Source organism: Sphaerisporangium sp. NPDC005288, from assembly GCF_040607475.1.
GTDB lineage: Bacteria > Actinomycetota > Actinomycetes > Streptosporangiales > Streptosporangiaceae > Sphaerisporangium > Sphaerisporangium rhizosphaerae.
On the sequence record NZ_JBEXGT010000049.1, the window covers coordinates 1 to 23,004 of the forward strand.

19 protein-coding genes and 1 tRNA gene are annotated in these 23,004 nt (G+C 69.4%); 10 read left to right on the forward strand and 10 right to left on the reverse strand.

Annotated elements, in window-relative coordinates; all coding sequences use genetic code 11:
* Positions 1-220: 220 nt before the first annotated feature.
* Complete coding sequence (locus ABZU32_RS34065) at positions 221-3,382, reverse strand: cellulose binding domain-containing protein (RefSeq protein ID WP_354929052.1); 3,162 nt, start codon at positions 3,380-3,382, stop codon at positions 221-223.
* A gap of 454 nt (positions 3,383-3,836) precedes the next feature.
* Here ABZU32_RS34065 and ABZU32_RS34070 point away from each other — a divergent pair, with 454 nt between their 5' ends.
* The 10 genes from ABZU32_RS34070 to ABZU32_RS34115 all read left to right on the forward strand — a co-directional run bounded on the left by ABZU32_RS34070 (position 3,837) and on the right by ABZU32_RS34115 (position 16,084).
* Positions 3,837-5,516: a sodium:solute symporter family protein gene (locus ABZU32_RS34070; protein WP_354928918.1), complete on the forward strand. Its 1,680-nt coding sequence runs from the start codon at positions 3,837-3,839 to the stop codon at positions 5,514-5,516.
* A 107-nt stretch (positions 5,517-5,623) separates the two neighbouring features.
* Positions 5,624-5,944, forward strand: coding sequence for a hypothetical protein (locus tag ABZU32_RS34075; protein WP_354928921.1), 321 nt, complete (start codon positions 5,624-5,626; stop codon positions 5,942-5,944).
* Positions 5,945-6,031: 87 nt separating this feature from the next.
* Positions 6,032-7,015: a LuxR C-terminal-related transcriptional regulator gene (locus ABZU32_RS34080; RefSeq protein ID WP_354928923.1), complete on the forward strand. Its 984-nt coding sequence runs from the start codon at positions 6,032-6,034 to the stop codon at positions 7,013-7,015.
* A gap of 171 nt (positions 7,016-7,186) precedes the next feature.
* Entirely contained in the window at positions 7,187-8,305 is a 1,119-nt protein-coding gene (locus ABZU32_RS34085; RefSeq protein ID WP_354928926.1) for a cellulose binding domain-containing protein, read from the forward strand.
* A 243-nt stretch (positions 8,306-8,548) separates the two neighbouring features.
* On the forward strand, positions 8,549-11,881 hold the full coding sequence (locus ABZU32_RS34090) for a BTAD domain-containing putative transcriptional regulator (protein WP_354928929.1): 3,333 nt from the start codon (positions 8,549-8,551) through the stop codon (positions 11,879-11,881).
* 90 nt (positions 11,882-11,971) lie between these two features.
* A complete protein-coding gene (locus tag ABZU32_RS34095; protein WP_354928932.1) occupies positions 11,972-12,976 on the forward strand; it encodes a hypothetical protein in 1,005 nt (334 codons plus the stop codon).
* A gap of 216 nt (positions 12,977-13,192) precedes the next feature.
* Positions 13,193-13,339 (forward strand): hypothetical protein, encoded by a 147-nt coding sequence (locus ABZU32_RS34100; RefSeq protein WP_354928935.1) that lies wholly within the window; start codon positions 13,193-13,195, stop codon positions 13,337-13,339.
* 314 nt (positions 13,340-13,653) lie between these two features.
* Positions 13,654-15,054: a CHAP domain-containing protein gene (locus ABZU32_RS34105; RefSeq protein ID WP_354928938.1), complete on the forward strand. Its 1,401-nt coding sequence runs from the start codon at positions 13,654-13,656 to the stop codon at positions 15,052-15,054.
* A 99-nt stretch (positions 15,055-15,153) separates the two neighbouring features.
* Positions 15,154-15,831, forward strand: a complete 678-nt coding sequence (locus ABZU32_RS34110) for a M15 family metallopeptidase (RefSeq protein ID WP_354928941.1) — start codon at positions 15,154-15,156, stop codon at positions 15,829-15,831.
* Between the two features lie 179 nt (positions 15,832-16,010).
* Positions 16,011-16,084, forward strand: a tRNA-Ile gene (locus ABZU32_RS34115).
* 204 nt (positions 16,085-16,288) lie between these two features.
* Here the strand turns inward: ABZU32_RS34115 and ABZU32_RS34120 are convergent.
* The 9 genes from ABZU32_RS34120 to ABZU32_RS34160 form a co-directional block, all read right to left on the reverse strand.
* The gene (locus tag ABZU32_RS34120; protein WP_354928944.1) at positions 16,289-17,632 is read right to left on the reverse strand and encodes a tyrosine-type recombinase/integrase; all 1,344 of its coding nucleotides are present in this window, start codon (positions 17,630-17,632) and stop codon (positions 16,289-16,291) included.
* A gap of 14 nt (positions 17,633-17,646) precedes the next feature.
* A complete protein-coding gene (locus tag ABZU32_RS34125; RefSeq protein ID WP_354928947.1) occupies positions 17,647-17,838 on the reverse strand; it encodes a helix-turn-helix domain-containing protein in 192 nt (63 codons plus the stop codon).
* On the reverse strand, positions 17,835-19,451 hold the full coding sequence (locus tag ABZU32_RS34130; RefSeq protein WP_354929055.1) for a replication initiator: 1,617 nt from the start codon (positions 19,449-19,451) through the stop codon (positions 17,835-17,837). Before ABZU32_RS34130 ends, ABZU32_RS34125 begins: the two co-directional genes overlap by 4 nt.
* Before the next feature lie 38 nt (positions 19,452-19,489).
* Positions 19,490-19,639 carry a hypothetical protein gene (locus ABZU32_RS34135; protein ID WP_354928950.1) on the reverse strand — a complete coding sequence of 50 codons (150 nt, stop codon included), beginning with the start codon at positions 19,637-19,639 and terminating at the stop codon, positions 19,490-19,492.
* On the reverse strand, positions 19,636-21,063 hold the full coding sequence (locus ABZU32_RS34140; RefSeq protein WP_354928953.1) for an FtsK/SpoIIIE domain-containing protein: 1,428 nt from the start codon (positions 21,061-21,063) through the stop codon (positions 19,636-19,638). Before ABZU32_RS34140 ends, ABZU32_RS34135 begins: the two co-directional genes overlap by 4 nt.
* A gap of 84 nt (positions 21,064-21,147) precedes the next feature.
* Positions 21,148-21,459: a hypothetical protein gene (locus ABZU32_RS34145; RefSeq protein ID WP_354928956.1), complete on the reverse strand. Its 312-nt coding sequence runs from the start codon at positions 21,457-21,459 to the stop codon at positions 21,148-21,150.
* Positions 21,456-21,728: a hypothetical protein gene (locus ABZU32_RS34150; protein ID WP_354928959.1), complete on the reverse strand. Its 273-nt coding sequence runs from the start codon at positions 21,726-21,728 to the stop codon at positions 21,456-21,458. The genes ABZU32_RS34145 and ABZU32_RS34150 overlap by 4 nt, the downstream gene beginning before the upstream one ends.
* Entirely contained in the window at positions 21,728-22,144 is a 417-nt protein-coding gene (locus tag ABZU32_RS34155) for a plasmid replication, integration and excision activator (protein ID WP_354928962.1), read from the reverse strand. Before ABZU32_RS34155 ends, ABZU32_RS34150 begins: the two co-directional genes overlap by 1 nt.
* Positions 22,145-22,266: 122 nt before the next feature.
* A complete protein-coding gene (locus tag ABZU32_RS34160) occupies positions 22,267-22,983 on the reverse strand; it encodes a GntR family transcriptional regulator (RefSeq protein ID WP_354928965.1) in 717 nt (238 codons plus the stop codon).
* Between the last annotated feature and the right edge of the window lie 21 nt (positions 22,984-23,004).

Consider the following 23,004-nt stretch of genomic DNA (forward strand, 5'->3'; position numbering starts at 1 on the left):
TCTGGGTTATTTCACATCTACTACCCCACCTCCACTAACAGATCCCAACACACCCACCCCCCCGCCGGCCCACGGGCCCCGGCCCCGGGGCGGGCCCCGGCCCCGCGTCCGTCACCACGCCGGCCGGCCGGGTCCCGGCCGGTCGGCGGCGCGGGTGGCCCGTCGAGCCGGTGTCACCGATGGGCCCGGCGGCGGGTGTCCGCCGGGCCGGTGGCCGAGGTCAGCCGGCGGTGCAGGTGACCGGCGACGGGACGGCGTTGGTGCCCGTAGAGGAGGCGCCGAAGCCGAAGGTGGTGGAGGCGCCCGCCGCGAGGTTGCCGTTGTAGGAGACGTTCTTCACCGTGACGTTGGCGCCGCTCTGGGTGAGGGTGCCGTTCCAGAGCTGGGTGATGGTCTGGCCGTTGGCGAAGGCCCACTTCACCGTCCAGCCGGTGATGGCGGCGGTGCCGGTGTTCTTGACGGTCACCTCGCCCTGGAAGCCGCCCGGCCAGGAGTTGGTGACCGCGTAGGTCGCCGTGCAGCCACTGTTGCCGCCGCCGGAGGTGGTGGTGAAGGTGACCGGACTGGAGGCGGTGGAACTGTTGCCCGCCGCGTCACGCGCCACCACGTAGAAGGTGTAGGACGTGCTCGCGCTCAGGCCGGACAGCGTGAAGGTATTGCTCGTCGCCGTCCCCACCTTCACATCCGTCGTCCCCGCCTCCCGGTACACGTCATACCCGCTCACCCCGACGTTGTCGGTCGACGCCGTCCACGACAGCGTCGCTCCAGACGAGGTCACCGCCGACGCCGTCGGCGTCCCCGGCTTCGACGGAGCCGTCGTGTCGGTGGTGCCGCCGGAGGTGGTGGTGAAGGTGACCGGACTGGAGGCGGTGGAACTGTTGCCCGCCGCGTCACGCGCCACCACGTAGAAGGTGTAGGACGTGCTCGCGCTCAGGCCGGACAGCGTGAAGGTATTGCTCGTCGCCGTCCCCACCTTCACATCCGTCGTCCCCGCCTCCCGGTACACGTCATACCCGCTCACCCCGACGTTGTCGGTCGACGCCGTCCACGACAGCGTCGCTCCAGACGAGGTCACCGCCGACGCCGTCGGCGTCCCCGGCTTCGACGGAGCCGTCGTGTCGGGGGTGCTGCTGCCGTCGCGGTCGCCGTAGATGATGCCGCGGCCGTTGGTGCCGATGTAGACGCGGCCGTAGACGCGGGGGTCGCCGGTCAGGGCCTCGCCGATGTTGCCGTACTGGTGCTGGTCGTCATTGACGCGGATCCAGGTGCCGGCGGTGTCGTCGGACCGGTAGACGCCGTAGACGCCGTCGACCCGTCCGGCGAGGTAGAGCGCCTGGTAGGTCTTCCCGGGCGCCGCCTTGCCGAAGCCGATGTTGGTCGCCTCGGTCACGCCGCTCACCTTGGTGAAGGAGGCGCCGGAGTCGGTGGAGTGCCACAGGCCCCCGGTGCCGCCGGCCAGCCAGATGTCGCCCTCCGTGCCGGGCAGAGCCTTGAACTTGACGCCCGTGGAAGGCAGGCCGCCGGCCGCGGTCTTGGTGAAGGCGGCGCCGCCGTTGGTGCTCACGTAGAAGCCGCCGTTGGCGAAGGCGTAGAACTTGTTCTTGTTGACCCGGTCGGACTCGACGATCGCGTTGGAAGGCACGCCGGAGGACTGGCTCCAGCTGTTGCCGTAGCCGACGGAGTAGACGACCGGCTGACCGGAGTCACCGGGCGCCCAGACGAACCGGCTGCCGTCGGCGGCCGCCGCGACCGTGCCGCCGTTGTTGACGCCGCCGGGTTCGGTGCCCTGGAACCAGTTGGCCCCGCCGTCGGTGGAGAAGGCCACGTGGCTGTCGTTGGGCCGGTCGGAGTCGGTGAAGTCGCCGGCCCTCACCATGATGCCCGGGTTGGTCTCGGCGTAGTCGAGGCTCCTGGTGCTGGTGAAGACGGGCTGGGTGAACATCATCGACGGGACCTTGGTCAGGTCGTTGTGCCGGAACCCGCCGATGTCGCCGAGGCCGCTGACCAGGGGCGCGCCGGACGGCGGGCTGATCAGGTCCAGGACGGCGGTCTCCTCCAAACCGATGACCGTGGGCTTGATGGTGAACTGCCCGCCGGTGTCCCACTTGGTGAGGTCGGTGGTGCCGTAGATGGTCGCGCCCGTGCCGTACATCATGCGGTCGGAGTTGAACGGGTCGATCTCCAGCGACTCGGTCATCCACCCCAGCTTGGGGGTGACCTCGGGCGGGGCCGGGTTGGTGCCGAAGGTCAGCCACGGCGTGGCGGAGATGTCCATCTTGTAGCGGAACGAGCGGTCGGGATAGCTGGTGAAGTCCCACACGCGCGTCCAGGTGGCGCCGGAGTCGGTGCTGCGGAAGAAGATCACGTCCGGCCACCAGGAGACCTGCGTGGCCACCATCAGCGTGCCCGGGTGCTGGCGGTCGACCGACAGGCCGCTGTAGCCGAAGTAGTCGTCGGAGCTGCTGGACGGAATGGGGCTGATCTGGGTCCACGCCCCCGTAGCTGTCGTGTACCGCCACACCTCGCCCTTGGCCCCGTCGTACGGCCCGCCGGTGTCGCTCGTGGCGATGTAGAGATAGCCGTTGGTCGTGTCCAGCACGCCCTTGTGCGCGATGTAGCCGGTCGGCTGGCCGGAGACCCGCTCCCAGCTCGTCCCGCCGTTGGTCGTGCGGTAGACGGTGTTGCTCTTGTCGGCGACCCCGACGTAGATGGTCTGGGTCGCGCTGCCCGAGCTGCCGGTGCGCTTGTCGAAGGTCACCCACACGACGCCCTGGTTGTCGCCGTTGTAGGCGTCACCGGGGCTGGCCACATAGTTGCCGGCGTTGGGGAAGTTGGTCACCTTGGCCCAGGTGGCCCCGGAGTCGGTGCTGCGCCACAGGCCGTTCCCGCTCGGCGCCCCGAAGTACAGGACGCTGTTCTTGTTGGGGTCGATGGCCAGCCGCTCTCCCATGCCGCGGCCGGGCATGTTGCCGCCCAGCTTGAACGGCAGCGGCGAAGCCTGCCAGGTGGCGCCCTTGTCGCTGGAGCGCAGGATGGCGCCGTTGTTGGGGTCCCAGGAGTTGGTGTACATGCCGGCGGCGGCGTAGACCTTGTTGGGGTCCACGGCGTCGGTGGCGATGCTGACCACGCCGTTGTAGCCCCAGTTGTCGAACCCGACCCAGTCGAGCAGCGGGGTCCACGTCTGGGACGACGCGTTCCACCGGTAGGCGCCGCCGATGTCGGTGCGCGCGTAGATCAGGTCCTTCTGGCTCTGGTTGAAGACGATGCCGGGGACGAACCCGCCGCCACCGATCTGGACGTTCTTGAAGGTGTAGGGCTCGGACGCGGCGGCCGCCGAGGGCGGCGCCTGCACACCCGCGAGGAAGCTGGCGGCGAGCGCCATCGCGAGCATGCTGAGGAGCTTCTTGCGCATGAACGGTTCCCTTCGGATCGCCTCGAAACGCTTCGAGAACGCGGTCTACCGCCATGCACGATCAGGTGGGACCCTGACCGTCGACCTCCAGCGTGCATGGTACCGATGAGGCTCCTGACAGCCTCCGCCGAAGGTTCACACAACCCGTGCCAGGGCGTCAATAGTTTGGCGCTCAAACATTCTCCGGCAGGCGCGGGCGTGCGCCGGCCCGGCGGGAACCCTCGGCGGCGGGGCGGGAAAGCGGCCGGCGGCGACCCCGCCGGCCGGCGGGGACGGGGCCCGCGCGCCTGGCGGAGGCAGGCCCGCGGGACGACCAGGGACGACCGGGACGACGACCGGGGTGCGGCAAAGGCACGGCCACCGGCGGATCTCACAAGTGGCACGAAGCGGCAGGTGAAACCATGAAATTTCCGGGTAACGGGCGATGGTGCCTCATCACCTGACTCTCGCGGCGCAGGATCTGCGGCTGGACGTCAACCCTCTTGACTACCTCATCCTCGCGCTGTACTTCGTCACCGTCCTCGGCATCGGCTTCGCCGCGCGCCGGGCCATCAAGACCAGCCTGGACTTCTTCCTGTCCGGCAGGTCCCTCCCCGCCTGGATCACCGGCCTGGCGTTCCTGTCGGCCAACCTCGGCGCCACCGAGATCCTGGGCATGGCCGCCAACGGCGTGCAGTACGGCGTCGCCACCGTGCACTACTACTGGATCGGCGCCGTCCCGGCGATGGTGTTCCTCGGCATCGTGATGATGCCGTTCTACTACCGGTCGAAGGTGCACAGCGTCCCGGACTTCCTGCGCCGCCGCTTCAACGGCCAGACGCAGCTGCTCAACGCGATCACCTTCGCCGTGGCGCAGATCCTCATCGCGGGGATCAACCTGTACGCGCTCGCGCTGGTGATGGGCGCGCTGCTCGGCTGGCCGCTGATGCTGTCGATCGTGGTCTCGGCGGCCATCGTGCTCGCCTACGTCGTGCTGGGCGGACTGTCGTCGGCCATCTACAACGAGGTCATGCAGTTCTTCGTCATCCTCGCCGGCCTCATCCCGGTCACCGTCCTCGGCCTGATCAAGGTGGGCGGCTTCTCCGGGCTGGCGGACAAGGTGCGGCGGTCGGCGCTGGGCGAACCCGGCCTGCACGCCTGGGCGAACACCGGGTCGGCCGACGCCAACCCGCTCGGGGCGCACTGGATCGGCATCGTCCTCGGCCTCGGTTTCGTGCTGTCGTTCGGCTACTGGACGACGAACTTCGCCGAGGTGCAGCGCGGGCTGTCGGCGCGCAACACGCGGGCGGCGCGGCTCACCCCGATCGTCGCGGCCTACCCCAAGCTGATGATCCCGGCCGTGACCGTCATCCCCGGCCTGGTGGCGCTGGTGCTGTTCAGCGATCTCGGCAAGCCCGGCGGCCCGCAGTACAACTACGCGATCCCGCTCCTGATGGGCAAACTGCTGCCGAACGGCGTGCTCGGCATCGCGGTCACCGGCCTGCTGGCCTCGTTCATGGCCGGCATGGCGGCCAACATCAGCGGCTTCAACACCGTCTTCACCTACGACATCTGGCGCTCGCACGTGAAGAAGGACAAGCCCGATGAGTACTACCTCAAGCTCGGGCGCCTGGCCACCGTGGGCGGCGTCGTGCTCGGCATCGGCACCGCGCTGATCGCGGCAGGGTTCAGCAACATCATGAACTACCTGCAGACGCTGTTCTCCTTCTTCAACGCGCCGCTGTTCGCGACCTTCATCATCGGGCTGTTCTGGAAGCGGATGACCGCGTGGGCCGGTTTCTGGGGCCTGCTGACCGGCACGCTCGCCGCCTTCGCGTCCTACATCCTGTTCAAGGCGGGTGTGCTGGACTTCGGCACCGAGCTGAACGCCACCTTCTGGGGCGCCGGCACCGCGTTCGTGGTGGACGCGGTGGTCTCGATCGTGGTCACGCTGCTCACCACCCCCAAGCCCGAGAGCGAGTTGCGCGGCCTGGTGTACGGGCTCAGCGACGCCTCGATCGCCGACGACGCGCTGGCCGGTGACACGGCCTGGTACCGCTCGCCGGTGGTGCTGGGCATCGGCGCGGTGATCCTGGGCGCCGCCCTCTACATCCCGTTCATCTGACCCATGCCGTTGCCGAACCGATCCGCTGCTCCGCCACCGGACCGCCCGACCACCATCCCGGCGACGGCCGGGCAGACGACCGTTTCGTCCCCGATCGGAGACCTGCTGTGAACGACGAGAGCGACCGCAAGCGCGTCGCCCGGCTCTTCGACATCCGCCGCATCATCGGCGGCCTGTTCCTCATCTACGGCGCCATCCTCACCGTCGTCGGACTGCTGGACGGCGCGGAAGCGGTGCGCAAGGCCGAGGGAATCCGCATCAACCTCTGGACCGGCGTGGGCATGATCATCGTCGGCGCCGTCTTCCTGGTGTGGGAGCGGCTGCGTCCGGTCGACGCGCCCGATCCTTCCGCGGCACAGGACATGGAGGACATCGACAACACCAAAAAGGAGGCTGAGAACGAGACCGGCGAGCGGAGCGCGCCGTAGTCCGGACGCGGCCCTCACCTGCCGGAACGCGGCAAAGTGAGGTCGTATGTGGCCGAATATCCCTATTTCGGGTGTCATGATGGGGACATGCTGGAGCCGGTTGGGCTGAACTCCGTGGAGGAACTGACGTATCGGCTGCTGGTCTCGGCCGCCGAGGCGGAGGTCGGGGAACTCGGGCGGCACACCCGGCTCGGACCCGAACAGGTGGGAGAAGCGCTGCGGTCGATGGCCGCCAAGGGCCTGGTCCGCGAGGTCTCCCCCGGACGGTTCGCCGCCGTCGCGCCCGACATCGCGCTCGGCGCGTCGCTGCTGCGGCGCCAGCAGTCGCTGGACTGGGCGCGCCGCTCCCTGGAGGAGCTGTCGGAGGAGTACCGCGCCAACGTCCGCCGCAGGGACGCCGCCCAGCTCATCGAGGTGCTGCCCAACCGGGCCGCGATGCGCGAGCACCTGCTGCACATGCAGGACAACGCCCGGGAGGAGATCCTGGGCTTCTGCCTGGCCGGCCCGGTCGCGATGACCGCCGCCCAGAACGACGCCGAGCCGTCCGCGCTCGCCCGCGGCGTGACCTACCGCGTCATCTACGAACGCGCGCTGCTGGAGGAGCCCGGCATGCAGGCCGACGTCGCCCAGGCGATCAAGCTGGGCGAGCGGTCCCGCGCCATCCCGCGGCTCCCCGTGCGGCTGACCGTCGCCGACCGCCGCATCGGCCTGCTCACGCTCGTCCAGCGGCCGGGCCTGTCCGAGCCCACCGCGGCGCTGATCCGCGGCGGCACCCTGCTCGACGCGCTGCTCGCCCTGTTCGAGAGCCAGTGGGACCGCGCGACGCCGTTGAGCGTCATGGACGGCGGCGCCCTGTCGCTGGAGGCCGAGACGGCGCCCTGCCCTCTCGACCCCGACGACCTCTACCTGCTGTCGCTGCTGGTGGCGGGCGTGCCCGACAAGTCGATCGCCAGCCAGCTCGGCATCAGCCAGCGCACCGTCCAGCGGCGCGTCTCGGGCATCATGGAGGCGGCCGGCGTCCAGACCCGCATGCAACTGGCCTGGCACGCCGCCCGCGAACGCTGGCTGTGACGGCGACCGTCCTCAGTGAGGGAACGCCATGCGGAGTCAGGGCCCGTCCTTTGTAACTTTCACCGCCGGGCGCCATGTCATCGCAGGTCGAACCGGTTAAGCAGGCCACCTCCTTCCTAGCGGGGACGCCGCCTCCATACCATCGCCACGCGGACGAGGCGGAGGTGGAGCATGGCGACCGGACGCGCACTCCTGGCGATCATGGCGGCGATGATCGGGGTCCTGGCGTACACGGCGCTCGCGCTCGTGCCGCCGGCCCGCGCCGCCACCGTGCGGATAATGCCGCTGGGCGACTCCATCACCGGCTCCCCCGGCTGCTGGCGCGCCCTGCTGTACAACAAGCTGGTGCAGGGCGGCTACAGCGTGGACATGGTGGGCACCCTGCCGCCCCAGGGATGCGGGGTGAGCTACGACGGCGACAACGAGGGCCACGGCGGCGCGCTGGTCACCACCGTCGCCGACCAGAACCAGCTCCCCGGCTGGCTCTCGGCGACCCGGCCCGACGTCGTGCTGATGCACTTCGGCACCAACGACGTGTGGAGCAACCGCGCGACCAGTACGATCCTGGCCGCGTACGGCAAGCTGGTCGACCAGATGCGCGCGAGCAACCCGAACATGAAGATCCTCGTCGCGCAGATCATCCCGATGAACCCGGGCTCCTGCCCCGAGTGCGCCCAGCGCGTCGTCGCGCTCAACTCCGCCATCCCCGGGTGGGCGCAGTCCAAGAGCACCACCCAGTCGCCGATCGTGGTCGTCGACCAGTGGACCGGGTTCAGCACCTCCAGCGACACCGGGGACGGGGTGCACCCCAACGCCACCGGCGACCAGAAGATGGCGAACAAGTGGTACCCGCCCCTGGCCGCCCTGCTCGACGGCGCCACCCCGACGCCCCCCGTCACCCCGACCCCCACCCCGCCGACCACTCCGTCGCCGCCGGTCACGCCGACCCCGACCGCGCCGACCACCCCCTCGCCCCCTCCGCCCGGCGGCTGCGCGGCCACCTACCGCGTCACGAACTCCTGGCAGGGCGGTTTCGGCGCCGAGGTCACCGTCAGGAACAACGGCACCGCTTCGCTCAGCGGCTGGACGGTGAGGTGGACCTTCGCCAACGGCCAGACGGTCACCCAACTGTGGAACGGAACCGTGAGCCAGAGCGGCGGCGCCGTGACGGTCGGAAACGCGAGCTACAACGGCGACCTGGGCGCCGGCGCCTCGACCACCTTCGGGTTCAACGGCAGCTGGACGGGCGCCAACAGCGTCCCCTCGGCCCTCACCTGCACCTCCCCCTGACCGCCGAACGGAGGGTGGACGGCCCCTGAGCGCCCGGGCCGCCCACCCCCGCCCCCCCGTGGACACCGTCGCCGAGATCGCCGGCCCTGTCGGTCACGCACCGGATCATCTACGCTGGCTCCCACCGCGAGGCGGGTAACGGTCAGGGGGAACTCCCCAATCGTGTCGAACCGTTGCGTTGGACGAAGGCCGTCCACGGTTCACGTGTTCGGTGCCCCCGGGAGGTCGTCGCTGGAGGAATCCATGGAGTTCCGGCTCCTCGGTCCCATAGAGGTCTGGAACGGCGGCCGTCAGGTGCCGCTCGGGGGGGCGAAGCCGCGAACCCTGCTCACCGCGCTGCTCATCGACGAGGGCCACGTGGTCGGGGCCGAACGGCTCATCGACGCCATCTGGGGCGCGGATCCCCCGGAGACCGCCCGGGCGGTGTTGCAGACCTACATCTCGTCGCTGCGACGATCGTTCGAACGCGCGGACATGCCCCCCGTCATCGTGTCCCACCAGGCGGGTTACCTGGCCGACGTCCCCGCCGGCGCCGTCGACCGTTCCGCGTTCGAGACGCTCGTCGCCCAAGGACGCCGCGCGGCCACCGAGGGGCGGCACGAGGAGGCGGCCGAGCGGTTCCGCGCCGCCCTCGCGCTGTGGCGCGGTCCCGCCCTCGGCGGGATGGGCGACTCCTTCCTGCTCGCCGAGGCCCGGCGCCTGGACGAGCTGCGGCTCACCGTGACCGAGGAGCGCATCGCCGCCGACCTCGAGATCGGCCTGCACGAGCAGGTGATCGGAGAGCTGACCGCTCTGGTGGCACGCCATCCCACCCACGAACGCCTTCGCCATGACCTCATGGCGACCCTGAACCACCTCGGGCGGCGGGGGGACGCGCTCGCGGTCTACCGGCAGGGCGTGGAGGTCCTCGCGGAGGAGCTCGGCATCGACCCCGGCCCCGAGCTGCGGCGGTTGCACGAGGGCATCCTGCGAGGGGACCCGCGCCTGTCACCCGGGCGCCGCTCCCGGACGCGCCCGCCGGAGACCTCCGCGCCCACGGGCTCGGGGGCGGCGAGCGGAACGCCCGGCAGGCCCGGCCCCGGCGGAGCCGGGCCCGAAAGGTCCGGTGCCACCGGGGCCACTCCCGAGCGGGCCGGTACCGGCAGCACCGGTATCGCGAGGTTCCCGACCGGAAGGAGCGGTACCGAGAGGGCCACTCCCGAAGCGGCCGGTACCGAAAGGGCCTCTCCTGAGAGGGCCGCTCCCGAGAGGGGCACTTCTGAGAGGGGCATTCCTGAGAGGGGCATTCCTGAGAGGGGCGCCCCCGAGAGGGGCAGGCCGTACCAGCTGCCTCCCGTCATCCCCGACTTCACCGGCCGGACCGAGGAGACGGTCCTGTTGCGGGCGGCTCTGACCCGGCCGTCCGCCATGCCGGTCTGCGTGATCCTCGGCGCCGGCGGCACCGGCAAGTCGACCCTCGCGTTACGGGTCGCCCACGACGTCGCCGAGCGCTACTTGGACGGCCAGCTCTACGCCGAGCTGCGCGGCACCACCGAGCTGCCGGCGACGCCCGAGGAGGTCCTGGGCCGCCTCCTGCGCGAACTGGGCACGCCCGCGCCGGAGCTTCCGCCGACCCTGGAGGAGCGGGTCAACCGCTATCGCAGCCTGCTCTCCGGCCGCCGCATGCTGGTGGTGCTCGACGACGCGGCCACCGAACGCCAGGTCCGCCCGCTGCTGCCCGGCTCGGCGGGATGCGCCGTGCTGATCACCTCGCGCAACAAGCTTCCGAGCCTCGCCGGCGCCCTGCCGACGGAGCTCGGCACGCTGACCGTCGACGCGGCGCTCGCCCTGCTTTCCCACGTCGCCGGCGCCGAACGCGTCACCGCGGAGCCCGGACCGTCGCGGATGATCGTACGGCAGTGCGGGTACCTGCCCCTCGCCATCCGCATCGCCGGAGCCAGGCTCGCCTCGCGCCGGCAGTGGTCGGTGAAACTCATGGCCGACCGCCTCGCCGATGAGCGGCGCCGGCTCGACGAGCTCGCCGTGGGCGACCAGGAGGTCCGCGCCGGCATCGCCCTGAGCTACGAACTGCTGACCGGCTCGGTCCGCAGGGCGTTGCGGTACCTCGGTCTGCTCGGCCTTCCGCACTTTCCCGCCTGGGTCGCGGCGGCCGCCACCGGGTCGAGCCTCGACGAGGCCGAACGGGAACTGGAACAGCTGGTGGACGCCTCGCTGGTCGAGGTCGAGGGTGTCGACGCGATCGGCCAGGTACGCTACCGGCTGCACGATCTCATCCGGCTGTTCGCCCGCGAGCGCGCCGAGGCCGAGGACCCGCCACCGGAGCGCGTCGGCGCGGTGACCAGGGTGCTCGGCGGCTGGCTCTGGCTGCTGTCGAAGGTGCGCGCCGTCGAACCGTCGGGCACGATCGCGGTGCGCGAGTCCTACCGGCTCGCCCTGCCCATCGATCCGCAGGCCGCGCGGGCCGTCCTGGCGGCGCCCAACACGTGGTTCCGCATCGAGGAGGAGCCGCTGGTCGTCGGCGTCGAACTGGCGGCGGGACTGGACCTCGACGAGGCCGCGGTCGAACTGGCCTCCGCGCTGTGCCATTCCGCCTTCGCCGTGGAGAACCAGTTCACGGCCTGGAGCCGCACGCACGACGCCGCCCTGGCCGTCGCGCGGCGCAGGGGGAACACCGCCGGGCAGGCGACGCTGCTCGCGGAGCTGGGCCAGCTGCGATACGAGCAGGACCGCTACGCCGACGCGCAGGAGTACTTCGGCAAGGCGCTCGCGATGTTCCGCGCCGCCGGGGACCTGCGGGGAGAGTGCGCCATCCTCACGGGCATGGGCGTCGTCTGCCGCGAACAGGGGCACCTGCCCGAGGCGCTTCACTATCTCGACAGCGCTCAGCGGATGTGGCGCGACGAGGGCGACGAGGCCGCTCTCGCCCACGTGCAGCGGCTGGCGGGGTCGGTCAGGCTGGAACAGGGCGACCTGGATCATGCCTGGAACGACCTGGACCACGCGTTCACGCTGTACAGGCGATCGGGCAGCCGGCGAGGTGAGGCGCTGACCCTGCGCACCATGGCCCTGCACCACCTGGCCAGGGATCAGTACGCCGAAGCGGAGCGGCTGAGCGAACAGGCGGCGCACATCTTCGGCGACATGGGCGAGCGGCTGCTGGAGTGCTACGCGTTGCGCACGCGCGCCAAGGCGTGGCTCCGGCAGGGCAGGTGCGACGAGGCGCTGCCCGCGCTGGACGGCATCCTCGCCGACATGCGGGCCCTGCACGACCGGTGGGGCGAGGCGATCACCTTGCGCACGCTGGGAGAGCTCCATCTCGCCGTCGGGCACCTCCCGGAGGCGGAGAGCTGCCTGAAGGAGTCGGTGCGGCAGTGGGAGGAGCTGGGGCTTCCTCTGTTCCGCGCGCGGACCCTGCGTGACCTGGCCCTGCTGCACGAAGAGCTGGGACAGTACGCGGCGGCCGAGACCGTGCGGGCGGAGGCGGTCGAGATCTTCCGGGCGTACGGCTCTCGCGAACACGCGGAGCTCGCTCCGCTGCGGAGAACCGGCTCCGCGCAGGAGGACGTCGTTCTGTAGAGCGGCCTACAACGGATTTACAGCGGTATTGGAGCGCGCGGTCGCACTCTTTCGGAGCCAGATCGAATCTGTCCCGAAATGAGGCATCCGATGAGTGCATCCCCCTCGCGTCCCGCCCGTGGCGCCCTCCGGCTCGCCGGAATCACCGCCATGGCGCTGACCTGCAGCCTGCTGATCGCGCCCGCCGCCATGGCCGGTCCCACCCCGGCGCCCAGCGCGAAGGCCAGTGACGTCGGCGCGCTCCGAGCCGTCGCCGCGTGCGACGCGAACGGCACCACCTCCACCGACTCCGCCCTCGCGACGCAGCTCAACGGCTCGCTGAAGGCCAAGATGAAGGGGTACATGTCGGCCTACCGCGTCTCCTGCGCGCGGATGGTGGTCAAGGCCGTGCGCGACCGCGGGCTGAACCTCAGGGCCGCCGTCATCGCCATCACCACGACGATCGTCGAGTCGAGCATCGACAACATCAGCGAGGAGCTCGACCACGACAGCCTCGGGCTGTTCCAGCAGCGGGCCTCCTGGGGGACCAGGGCCGAGCGGCTGAACCCGGACTGGGCCACCAACGCCTTCCTCAAGAAGATGCAGTCGAAGTACCCGGACGAGAAGTGGCTGACCGCGCCGATCGGCGAGGTCTGCCAGGCCGTTCAGGTGTCGGCGTACCCGGACCGCTACCAGCCGCAGGCCGGCGACGCGAAGATCATCGTCGATGCCATCGTGGCCTCCCAGGCGCCTCCGGACCCGGTCGACTACGGGGTGCTGGACTTCACCCTGTCCGACAGTTTCGACTCCAACACCAACACCCGGCCGGTCATTAGGTACGGCAACAGCCCCATGATCCCCATCATCGGCGACTGGGACGGCGACGGCGTCGACACCCCCAGCGCCTACGACCCCACCACCGCCACCTTCCACCTGTCCAACAACCCCTCCAACGGCCAATCCCAGTACAACATCAAATACGGCAACCGAAACTCCATCCCCATCGTCGGAGACTGGGACGGCGACGGAAAGGACAACATCGGCGTCCGCATGGGCTACAGCTTCTACCTACGCACCTCCACCATCACCTGCACCACCTACACCACCACCTTCTAAGGCTACGGCAACACCACCTGGATCCCCGTCTTCGGCGACTGGGACGGCAACGGCACCGACACCCCCAGCGCCTACGACCCCGCCACCGGCATCTTCTACATCTCCAACAACCCCGCCAGCGGCGACGCCGACTACCACTTCAAATACGGCAACGACTACTCCACCCCCTTCGCCGGCGACTGGGACGGCGACGGCAAGACCAACGTCGGCGTCCGCATGGGCTACACCTTCTACCTGCGCACCAGCCCCGTCACCAGCGCCACCGAAACCACCCGCCCCGTCCCCTTCGGCAACACCGCCGACCTCCCCGTCATCGGCGACTGGAACGGCGACGGCACCGACACCCAAGGCATCGTCCGGTAGCTCCTTCCGGCCCCGTCCCGGTGCACAGCCGGGACGCCCCGCCGTCCCCCCACCCCACGCCCCTGTGCCGCCGTGACCGACACGGCGGCACAGGGGCGTTCCGCGTCGTCGGACACACCGCCCTGGCACTCCCCCGCGCGCCCGCCGCCCGCCGTGCGCCGTGCGCCGTGCGCCGTGCGCCGACGACGCTGTAATCCCCTCGCACGCCGGCCGCCGGAAGCTACAGCGCACTTACAGCAAGGTTGGAGCGCCCACCCGGATCCTTCTCACACGGAGATCGGCAGACCCGCAGGACTTACCGGAAAGGAACTCCCATGAGTTCGATCACCCCCCGCACCGGGACCACGACGACCCGCTCGCGCTTCCTGCGCCGGCTCGGCGGCGGGCTGGCCACCACGGCTCTGCTCGGAACAGGGCTCATCGCGACCACGACCTCCCCTGCCGCCGCCGCGTCGCGCGCGACGATCGTGTCGGTCGCCCAGGGCCAGCTCAACAACTCCTCGCGCAACCACGAATCGCCGATGGGCAGCGGCTGCAACTTCTACACCGGGTACTTCCGCTCCTGGAAGCCCTCCTCCGGGTGTCCCTCGACCGACGGGGTCCAGTGGCGCGACAGCGACTGGTGCGCCGACTTCTCCAAGTACGTGTGGAAGAACGCCGGCGTGCGCAACGCCGACATCGCCGAGACCGACGGCGGCGTGCTGACAGGCTGGGCCGCCTCCTTCAAGAACTACGGGACCAAGTACGGCACCTGGCACGCCCGGTCGAGCGGCTACACGCCCCAGCCTGGTGACGCCGTCGTCTTCGACTGGGACCGGGACGGCGACATCAACCACGTCGGCATCGTCAAGTCGGCGACCTCGAGCACCGTCTACACCATCGAGGGCAACGCCAGCGACCGCGTCAAGGAGAACAGCTACTCGCGCTCGGACGGCGACATCGTCGGATACTCCGCTCCCCTCGGCATCGACAGCACCCCCGACCCCGAGCCCGAGCCGGTCGACTACGGGGTGCTGGACTTCACCCTGTCCGACAGTTTCGACTCCAACACCAACACCCGGCCGGTCATTAGGTACGGCAACAGCCCCATGATCCCCATCATCGGCGACTGGGACGGCGACGGCGTCGACACCCCCAGCGCCTACGACCCCACCACCGCCACCTTCCACCTGTCCAACAACCCCTCCAACGGCCAATCCCAGTACAACATCAAATACGGCAACCGAAACTCCATCCCCATCGTCGGAGACTGGGACGGCGACGGAAAGGACAACATCGGCGTCCGCATGGGCTACAGCTTCTACCTACGCACCACCCCCATCACCAGCACCACCGAAACCACCACCAGCTACGGCTACGGCAACACCAACTGGATCCCCGTCGTCGGCGACTGGGACGGCAACGGCACCGACACCCCCAGCGCCTACGACCCCGCCACCGGCATCTTCTACATCTCCAACAACCCCGCCAGCGGCGACGCCGACTACCACTTCAAATACGGCAACGACTACTCCACCCCCTTCGCCGGCGACTGGGACGGCGACGGCAAGACCAACGTCGGCGTCCGCATGGGCTACACCTTCTACCTGCGCACCAGCCCCGTCACCAGCGCCACCGAAACCACCCGCCCCGTCCCCTTCGGCAACACCGCCGACCTCCCCGTCATCGGCGACTGGAACGGCGACGGCACCGACACCCAAGGCATCGTCCGATAACCCCCGCCTGCTCTGATCCAGGCCCCTGTGCCGCCGGCCACTCGGCGGCACAGGGGCACTTCCCTCTTGCCATCAGACCAAGAACGAGGTGTCGTCCCCATGCCACAGATCACGTTGTTGTCCGACTCCCGGATCCTCGCGCTGCCGGTGGAAGAATGCGGCCAGCCCCTGGTCGACCTGCGCGGGTTGGACGGGGTGCTCATCGACCAGCGGCTCGCGGATCCGGCGGGGGCCTACGCGCACCTGCGGCTCAGCGTCGCCGAACGGCTCGTGGCGGCTCAGGCGCTGCTACCGCCGGAGCTCAGGATCCTGGTGATCGAGGGATACCGGCCGCCGGTACTGCAGGAGCGGTATTTCGCCGAGTCCGTCGAGGAGCTCCGGGACCTGCACCCCGACTGGAGCGCCGAACGCCTCCGCCGGGAGGCGGGCCGGTACATCTCTCCTCCCGAGGTGGCGCCGCACGTGGCGGGCGCCGCCGTGGACCTGACCCTCTGCAGCGAGGCCGGGGCCGAGCTGCCGATGGGCACGGAGGTCAACGCCACGCCCACCGGCCCTGACGGGGCGTGCTACACCGCCTCCCCGGACATCTCGCCGGAGGCGGCCGGCAACCGGCGCCTGCTGGCCTCGGTCCTGACGGCGGCCGGCCTGATCAACTATCCGACCGAGTGGTGGCACTGGTCGTACGGGGATCGTTACTGGGCCTACGTGAGCGGAGCCCCGGCCGCCCGCTACGGCCTGCTCGACACCCCCGCCCTGGCCGGCCCGCCCGCCCGCTGAGGTCGTCCGCGGCCCTCACCTGCACCTCTCCCCGACCGCCGAGCCGAGGGCGGGCCGCTCCCGTACGCCGGGGCCGCCCACCCTCGTCCTCGGTCTATCAAACTTGTGCAGGACGCGGCCAAAGTGAACAACTCCCCATGCTCACATGACCGCCAACTTATGAGAGACTCCAGGCTTGCGGGGCGGTAGCTCAGCCGGTCAGAGCAGCGGACTCATAATCCGTAGGTCGTGGGTTCAAGTCCCACCCGCCCTACTCCGCTACCAGGGAGAACCCTTGTTGACCTGGCCTTATACCGTAGGCGTCCCGAGCGATCATGCAGGCGGACGCCGCCAGATGCAGCCGTAAGCCGGTGCTCGCGGGATATATGCGGGATGAAACTGCCGTCATTCTCCCAGGTCAGACATGCAAAAACGAAGGGCCACGGGGTGACCGTGGCCCTTCGATGGTAGATCGTCCTCATGCCGTCAACGCGCCGGCTATGCGCTGGTTGGCGATCTCGCGTTGCCCGTCGATGCACTTGGCGTAGACCCGCAGCAGCACATCCACGCTGTGGCCCGCCCGTTCGGCTACGTCCGGGGCCGGGACGCCCACGTTGAGCCAGAGCGAGACCGCCGCATGCCGCAGGTCGTACGGCCTGCCCGCCAGCGGTGAGGTCACCTGGTCAGGGGTCAGCGCGTACGTCCGGGCTTCTTTCCAGACCTTGCCGTACGCGGTGCCGGCGAAGACGCTGCCGGTCTTGGTCCGAAACAGCCGCCCGTCCGGCGCAGTGCCGTACCGGTCGAGGTGCTCCCGAAGGATCTTCACCAGTTCGGGCGGGATCGGCACGTCCCGGATGGCCTTGCGCCGCCGTTGCTTGAGCCCGCGGACGTCATGCGTCTGCCCCGAGTCGGAGAACCGCCGCGGGCTCTCCGGTCGCGTCTGTTCCAGGGTCAGCAGGCCCCACCCGGTTGCCGGAAGATGACAGTCCTTCGCTCGAAGCCCCGCCGCCTCAGCAGGTCGAAGACCGGCGAAGTACATGCAGGCGAACATGCCCGCCAGCATCGCCCCGCGCGACCGGCCAACGTACGTCACCGCGACGAGGAGCTCCCGAGCCTGCGCGGGGTTGACCACCACACGCCGGTCTACCTCACCCGAGATCTTCGCGGGCTTCCAGTTCACCCGGTCCAGCGGATTTGCCGAAAGATCCCCGAGTTCGGCCGCGTACTCCAGCGCGTGATGGAACACCGCCCGCTTACGCCGGAACGTCGAGTCAGCCGCCCTCGTGCCGTCGAGGGTGACGGACAGCGCCTCCAGCGCGGCCCGTGCGGTCTTGGCGTCCTCCAATTCGACGATGGGCAGCGATGCCGCCATGAGCCACCGCAGCGCCGCCGCCTGCTCAGGGTCGAGGGTGCTCCGCCGGTCGTCAGGCAGGAACGTGTGCTTCCGGAGGACCGTGCGCATGATCGCCGTAGTCGGCTTGCCCGGCCGGTCGTGCAGCAGGGCGAGCGTGACACCGGTCATCGTGTCCGTCATACCCTCGCGGGACTTGGCCGCCGCGTGAGGCCATCTGGTCAGCACGTACGCCTGCGCGAACTCCAGCCACGTACGGGCGTTCTTGGCCTTGACCAGCGACTCAGGCAGTCCCGTTTCCAGGTCGAACGCCTCACCGCGTCGAGCGGCCTGCCGCAGGTCCGACAGAAAACTCTCGGCGAGGGCCTTGGTACGCAGGGTCTTGGACTTCTGCCGGCCGCCGACCTTCCACCGCACCTCATACGACGCGGTCTTGCTCGACATGTTGCGGCGAATGTCCCAGAACTTCACGTCATAGCTGGTGTTCACGCCGCCTCCCGCAGGGACTCAAGCCAGGCGTCGAACTCGCTGCGATACAGCCGGATCTCACCGTTGGGCAGCTTGAACCCCAATGGCGCCTTGCCGATCTCCCGCCAGCGGTAGAAGGTGCGGACCGAGATCCCGCCCAGTTCGGCGAGGATGTCAGGAACGGTCATCAGCTCGTCGTGCTTCTTCACGCTGCCCTCCCGCCGGTTGTCGAATGATCTTGTGTGGGTTGCCCGTCCGCTTCCGCCTGGAGACGTTGCATGGTGGTGCGCCAGCGTTGGCGTTCGGCGACCGAGCGCAGTAGCCGCATGGCGAGCGGGGGGACGTTGGCATCGCCGTTGGGTACGGGGCGCCAGATGTAGCGGTCGGGGTCGGTGGCCGCCTGGTCGCCGTTGAGTCCGAGTGCTTCCAGGACCCAGGTGCGGCGGTCTTGCTTGTGTTCGGTCAGGGTCTTGTTCGACCACTTGCGCGAGACCAGGACGCGCCGTCCGGCGTAGCCGAGGTGTTCGGGCTTGTGTGCCTTGCCCTTGCATCCGCCCGGCCGCATGCCTGCTTTGGCGCTCTTGGGTTGTACGCCGTAGCGCAGCCAGTTCGGGCAGGTGGGCGAGCACGGCTCGAAGCGCAGTGCTTCGGCCATCCGCGCGGCGTGGTCGCGTTGTGCGGGGTTGTCGGGGTCGAGGGTGTCGCCGATGGACTTGGTCAGGTACTTGGACAGGTAGCGGATGCACTGGTCGGCATCCGGGGTGCCGGCCAGGACGCCCTGAACGTCGACCTGGGTACCGAAGCGGAGCACGTGCAGCGGTTCGGCATCTTCGTCCGTTCCAAGTTGGTCGAGTGCCTGATCCCAGGTGGGGAGGATCTCCCCGGTCGCGGGGTCGAGGTAGTCGCCGGCCCGATCGTCGGCGTTGGCTTGGTCGTGTTCGACCCACACGGGCAGGTGTTCGCCCTCGTAGACGACCCGGTCGGCTTTGGGCCACCACACTTGGTGGTAGGTGGCCGCCGCGATGGCCTTGATCTCGGCGCGGGGCAGGGTGCCGCGTACGGCCATGTGCAGGTGCGGAGCGAGCCGCTTTTGTGGTTCGACGCTGGCGAAGTACTGCACGTCGTAGCCGGCCACGCGGCGGAGGTTCTGCACGAACCGGTCGACCAGCTTGGAGAAGTGCAGCGCGTCCCTCGCGGCCCGCCGGTAGTCGTAGGTGTCGGGGTCGACCGGCGCGCCGTTGTTCACCCGCCCGTAGGAGGGCAGGGTGAGTGTGACGAACAGCGACGGCCGGTAGACCTTGCCGTCCGAGGCGGTGAAGGTCCGGCCCAGGGTGGTGTTCTGTCGTGCCCGCTTGGGCAGGTCGGGGGCATCCTGCCGCCGCCTGGTCGACCGCTTGCGCCTATGTGCCGTACGGCCGAGGACACCGCCGCGCATGCCCGAGGCGTTGATCTCGGCGTCCAACTCGGCGATGGCGGCGTCCAGATGCTCAACCGGTTCGCCGGCCGCCGCGGCCTGATCACGCTGCACCTGCACATCAGCCCGGAACCCAACCAACCACTCTTGATCCGCGTTCGGTTCGTCCGGGGTGATGACCGGTTCGGCTTCCAGGTGCCAGCCCTCGCGGCATTGCGCCATTCGCAGGTGCCGGTTCCGCTTCGCGCACGAGGGACACTTGCTCGCCAGGGTCGCCCCGCACGGGACATCGATGATCTCTGTCTTGCCGGTCTGAGTGTCGATGCGCTTGAGCGGGATGGGCCGGATGCACACGCCATGCTGGACGGCGACCGCCTCGACCACGTCCCGCGCCAGCGGTTGGGCCATCCGCACCGCCCGCGGCGTCTTCCGATCCACGGATCCGGTCACGCGGCCTCCCCGGAGTCGAGGAGACACAACGCGCTGTGGCCGCATTCACGGCACTCGACCATCCCGCGCACCGGGTCCAGCCAGAGCATGTTGAGCGTGCCGCAGACCGAGCAGCGCAGCCCGTCGAGGAAGTGCGCCAGCGTCATCGACTCTCCCCCGCTCCGGCGTACTCGGCGACCATGGCGCGGATGTCGGAGTCGGAGACGTAGGCGGCCCGGACCCGCACGGGATCGGGGTCGGCTTCCAGGCGGACATAGCCGATGCCGGCGCCACGCGTCGGGTCGGGTGAGATCTGGTCGGCCAGCGCGCCCCGGTCGCGGGCGCCGTCGCCCAAGACCATGTCGACCTGTTCGGACTCATCGAGCCGTAGCGCGATCTTGTCGGGGAACAGGTTGCGGATGTTCATGACCTCCTTGCGCGGATCCTGGAGCGCCGCCATGACGCCGACACCGACCGCGCGACCTTGCGTGGTCAAGGTGGCAAGGGCACTGGTGATGCGCTGGCGAAGGCCCTTGTCCGATTGGTAGGCGGTCAGGAACGCCACCTCGTCGACGAGCACCAGGACGAACGGGTCAGCGACGGTGGGAGTGTGCGAGCGGCGTAGCCCGGCGTACCGGTCGGCGCGTTCCTGCATCACCTTCACCGCCGCTTCGAGCAGGTCGGCGCACTCGGCGGGGGTTGCGGCGTACCGGCCGCCGAACAGCGCCCGCCCGTAGGACAGTTCCATCCGCTTGGGATCCAGCGCCCACAGCTCGACCAGCCCGTCCGCCGCCGCCGGGAGCAAGCCGCGGACCGTCGACCAGAGGTAAGAGCCCTTGCCGGCCCCGGTCGCCCCCGCGATCAGGACATGGGTTCCATGAACCTTGAGTAGGTACGGGGAGCCGTCCTCACACATGCCGATCTCGACCGGCCCCACCGACGCCGTCTCAGAGATCGGCACGGCCGGTATGGGCACGATCAGCGGATCATGACGCGGGAAGGTCAGCGTCAGCCGTCCGGCCCGCTCGACCCCCACCCGGCACGAAGTCGACCCGAAGCCGTGCGCCAGGTGCTCGATACGGTCGGACCAGTCCTTGACCGCCTGCCCGGACAGCATCCGCACCGTGACCCGGTCGGCCCACGAGTCGCACTCGACCTGGACCAGACGAGGCAGGTAGTCACGGCCCCGGAGGTGACGGCCGAGCCCGGAGACGATCATCACCGGTTGCCAGTGCCGCCGGTAGATCCAGAACCGGCGCCAGAACGCCAGCAGCCGCCAGGAGATCCACCGCGTGAACGAGGCGCGGTCAGCGGTGAACCAGCCCACCAGCGCCGAGCAGAGCACGACCAAAGCCAGCAGAAGAGGCAGCCAGCCTGCCAGCCGCCATACCGACACCACGGCCGAGATCAGGAGCGTGACGATGGGGTGAACGACGATCAGCCGGACCAGACCGGCCAGGCAGCGCCACACGAAGATGATGAGCGTGATGATCGCGGGGGTCTGCATGACCGCCGGCCGGAACACGACCGCGGTGTCAGGAGTCGTGGAGACGAGATTCCGCGTCTCGTCCCCGGGGAGTCGCTTGAACATAAGCTTGGTGCCTCTCGTGATGTGGAGTCAGGGGAGAACCCAGGGGCCGCCGGAAGTTGCCGCTTCCAGCGGCCCCGCTCACGATCAGGCCGCCGTCTCGGAAGGGCCGGCCGGGTCGGTCTGCGCGTCCCGCAAGCGCTCGCAGTCGGCGAGGTAGCGGGCAGCGGCGGCGAACAGCTCACGAGCCACGGTGATGTCCTGGTCGGTAACCGGACCGGCCCCCGTGGTGGAGATCGACACCATGCCCCGTCCTGCCTCCATGGAGAGATAGGGGCGCTCGTCGTCGATCACTGCCGCGCGGATGCGCAGCGCGCCTGTGTGGTAAGCGACCGAGACACGCGGGTCACGATCGGGTTCGAGGGTCACCGTGATGTAGGTGTAAGGACGCTCGCTCATGCCCGCGCCCCCGTGGTGCGAGGCGAGCGGAGGAACATCCGCTCAACCGAGACGGCGAACGCGTGCGCCTCGCTGGCGAGCTGCCGGGCGAAGTCGACGTCCGAGGCGGTCACCTGGTCGCTGGCGGTCGTGGTGACCAGGACCGAGGTAGCCCCGAAGTCCAGGACCAGCACCGGGGTACGGGTCGGGTAAGGGTGATTGCCGGCCTTGGCACCGTGACCGGTGTTGAGGTTGATGATGCTGGTCGCGCGGGACCTGCGACGGGACATCAGATGCTCTCCTTAGCAGCGTTGGGGGTCTTGGACGAGGCAGGGCGCAGGCCGCGCATCTCGCGGACCCGGATGGAGTAGGCCAGCCGGCCGTTCCCGTTGACGTACGGGGTCACGGACACGCCGTCGAACTCGACCGGCGTGAACGGCAGCCCGGCCATCGGCGCCGGCGGGACCGGCTGAGCCGGCGCGAGGATCTTGACCGCCACGGTCTTCTGAGCGGGCTTGAGCGTCGGGTCGGCGTCCATGACCGCGACCTGCCAGACCAGTTCGCGGGTCTGCTTGTCGCGCGCCTGCACGAACCGGCCGTTGGTCGAGGCGTCGAAGTCCTTGACCGGCTCGACCTCCCCGACCACGTAGCAGCCGTGCGGGAAGACCATGTCGAAGCTGACAGGGATGGGACCTTGCAGAGCCATTGGGGGCGTCCTCTCAGCGAGGTAGATACTCATTGAGTCGACCACTTGTTCGACTGAGTTACACGATAAGACTACCGCACTCGTCCGCACAAGTGCTTAAGGCAAACGAGTACGGCTGAGGCTTAACTCACCTGGTAGACGTCTTCAAGCTCATGCAGGTCACCCGGCAGAGCGACGCTCAACAGCAGGAGCACGGCGCCGGCGGCATCGTGCACGGTGGCCAGCACGCCGAGGACCGGCGCGGCGGAGCCGAGCAACTCCGCTTCCTCCTTGGTCGGCTTCCTCGCGGACAGCCGTTCGATCACGTGATCAAAGCGCGCGTGCTTGACCGACTGGAGATGCTGCCGGATCCCGTGCCGCAGGGGTTCGGGCTTGTCGACGTCGGTACCGAGGGCGAGTTCCAGAGGGAACCACAGGGACTCCACCGCTGACACTCTGTCCTGATGTCTGGCCACGCGCCGTCGGACGATCACGGGAGTGCGCTCCCCCACGCCCAGCAGTCGCGCGATGTGCCGTGGCGCTGGCAGCCGCTCGACTCCGAGCAGATTCTCAGCGGTCTCGGACTGCTCAGCCGCCATCAAGCCCGGCCGGATCCGATCGGGCGAGCTTTCGGGGCGGCCTTTCACGAACGACCCGCGACCGTGTTCCCGTTCAATCCACCCTTGCATGGCGAGGGTTTGCAGCGCTCGGACCACGGTCGTACGGCCGACGCCGAACTCTCGCACGAGCTGCGTCTCCGAGGGCAGCATCTCGCCGGGCGCGTACTCGCCATCTTGAATGCGCTGTTGAAGCGCCGTCATCACCTGGGCGTACTTCGGTGGGGCGAAGTCCATGCTCACGTTAACCGCCCGATCGCTCTT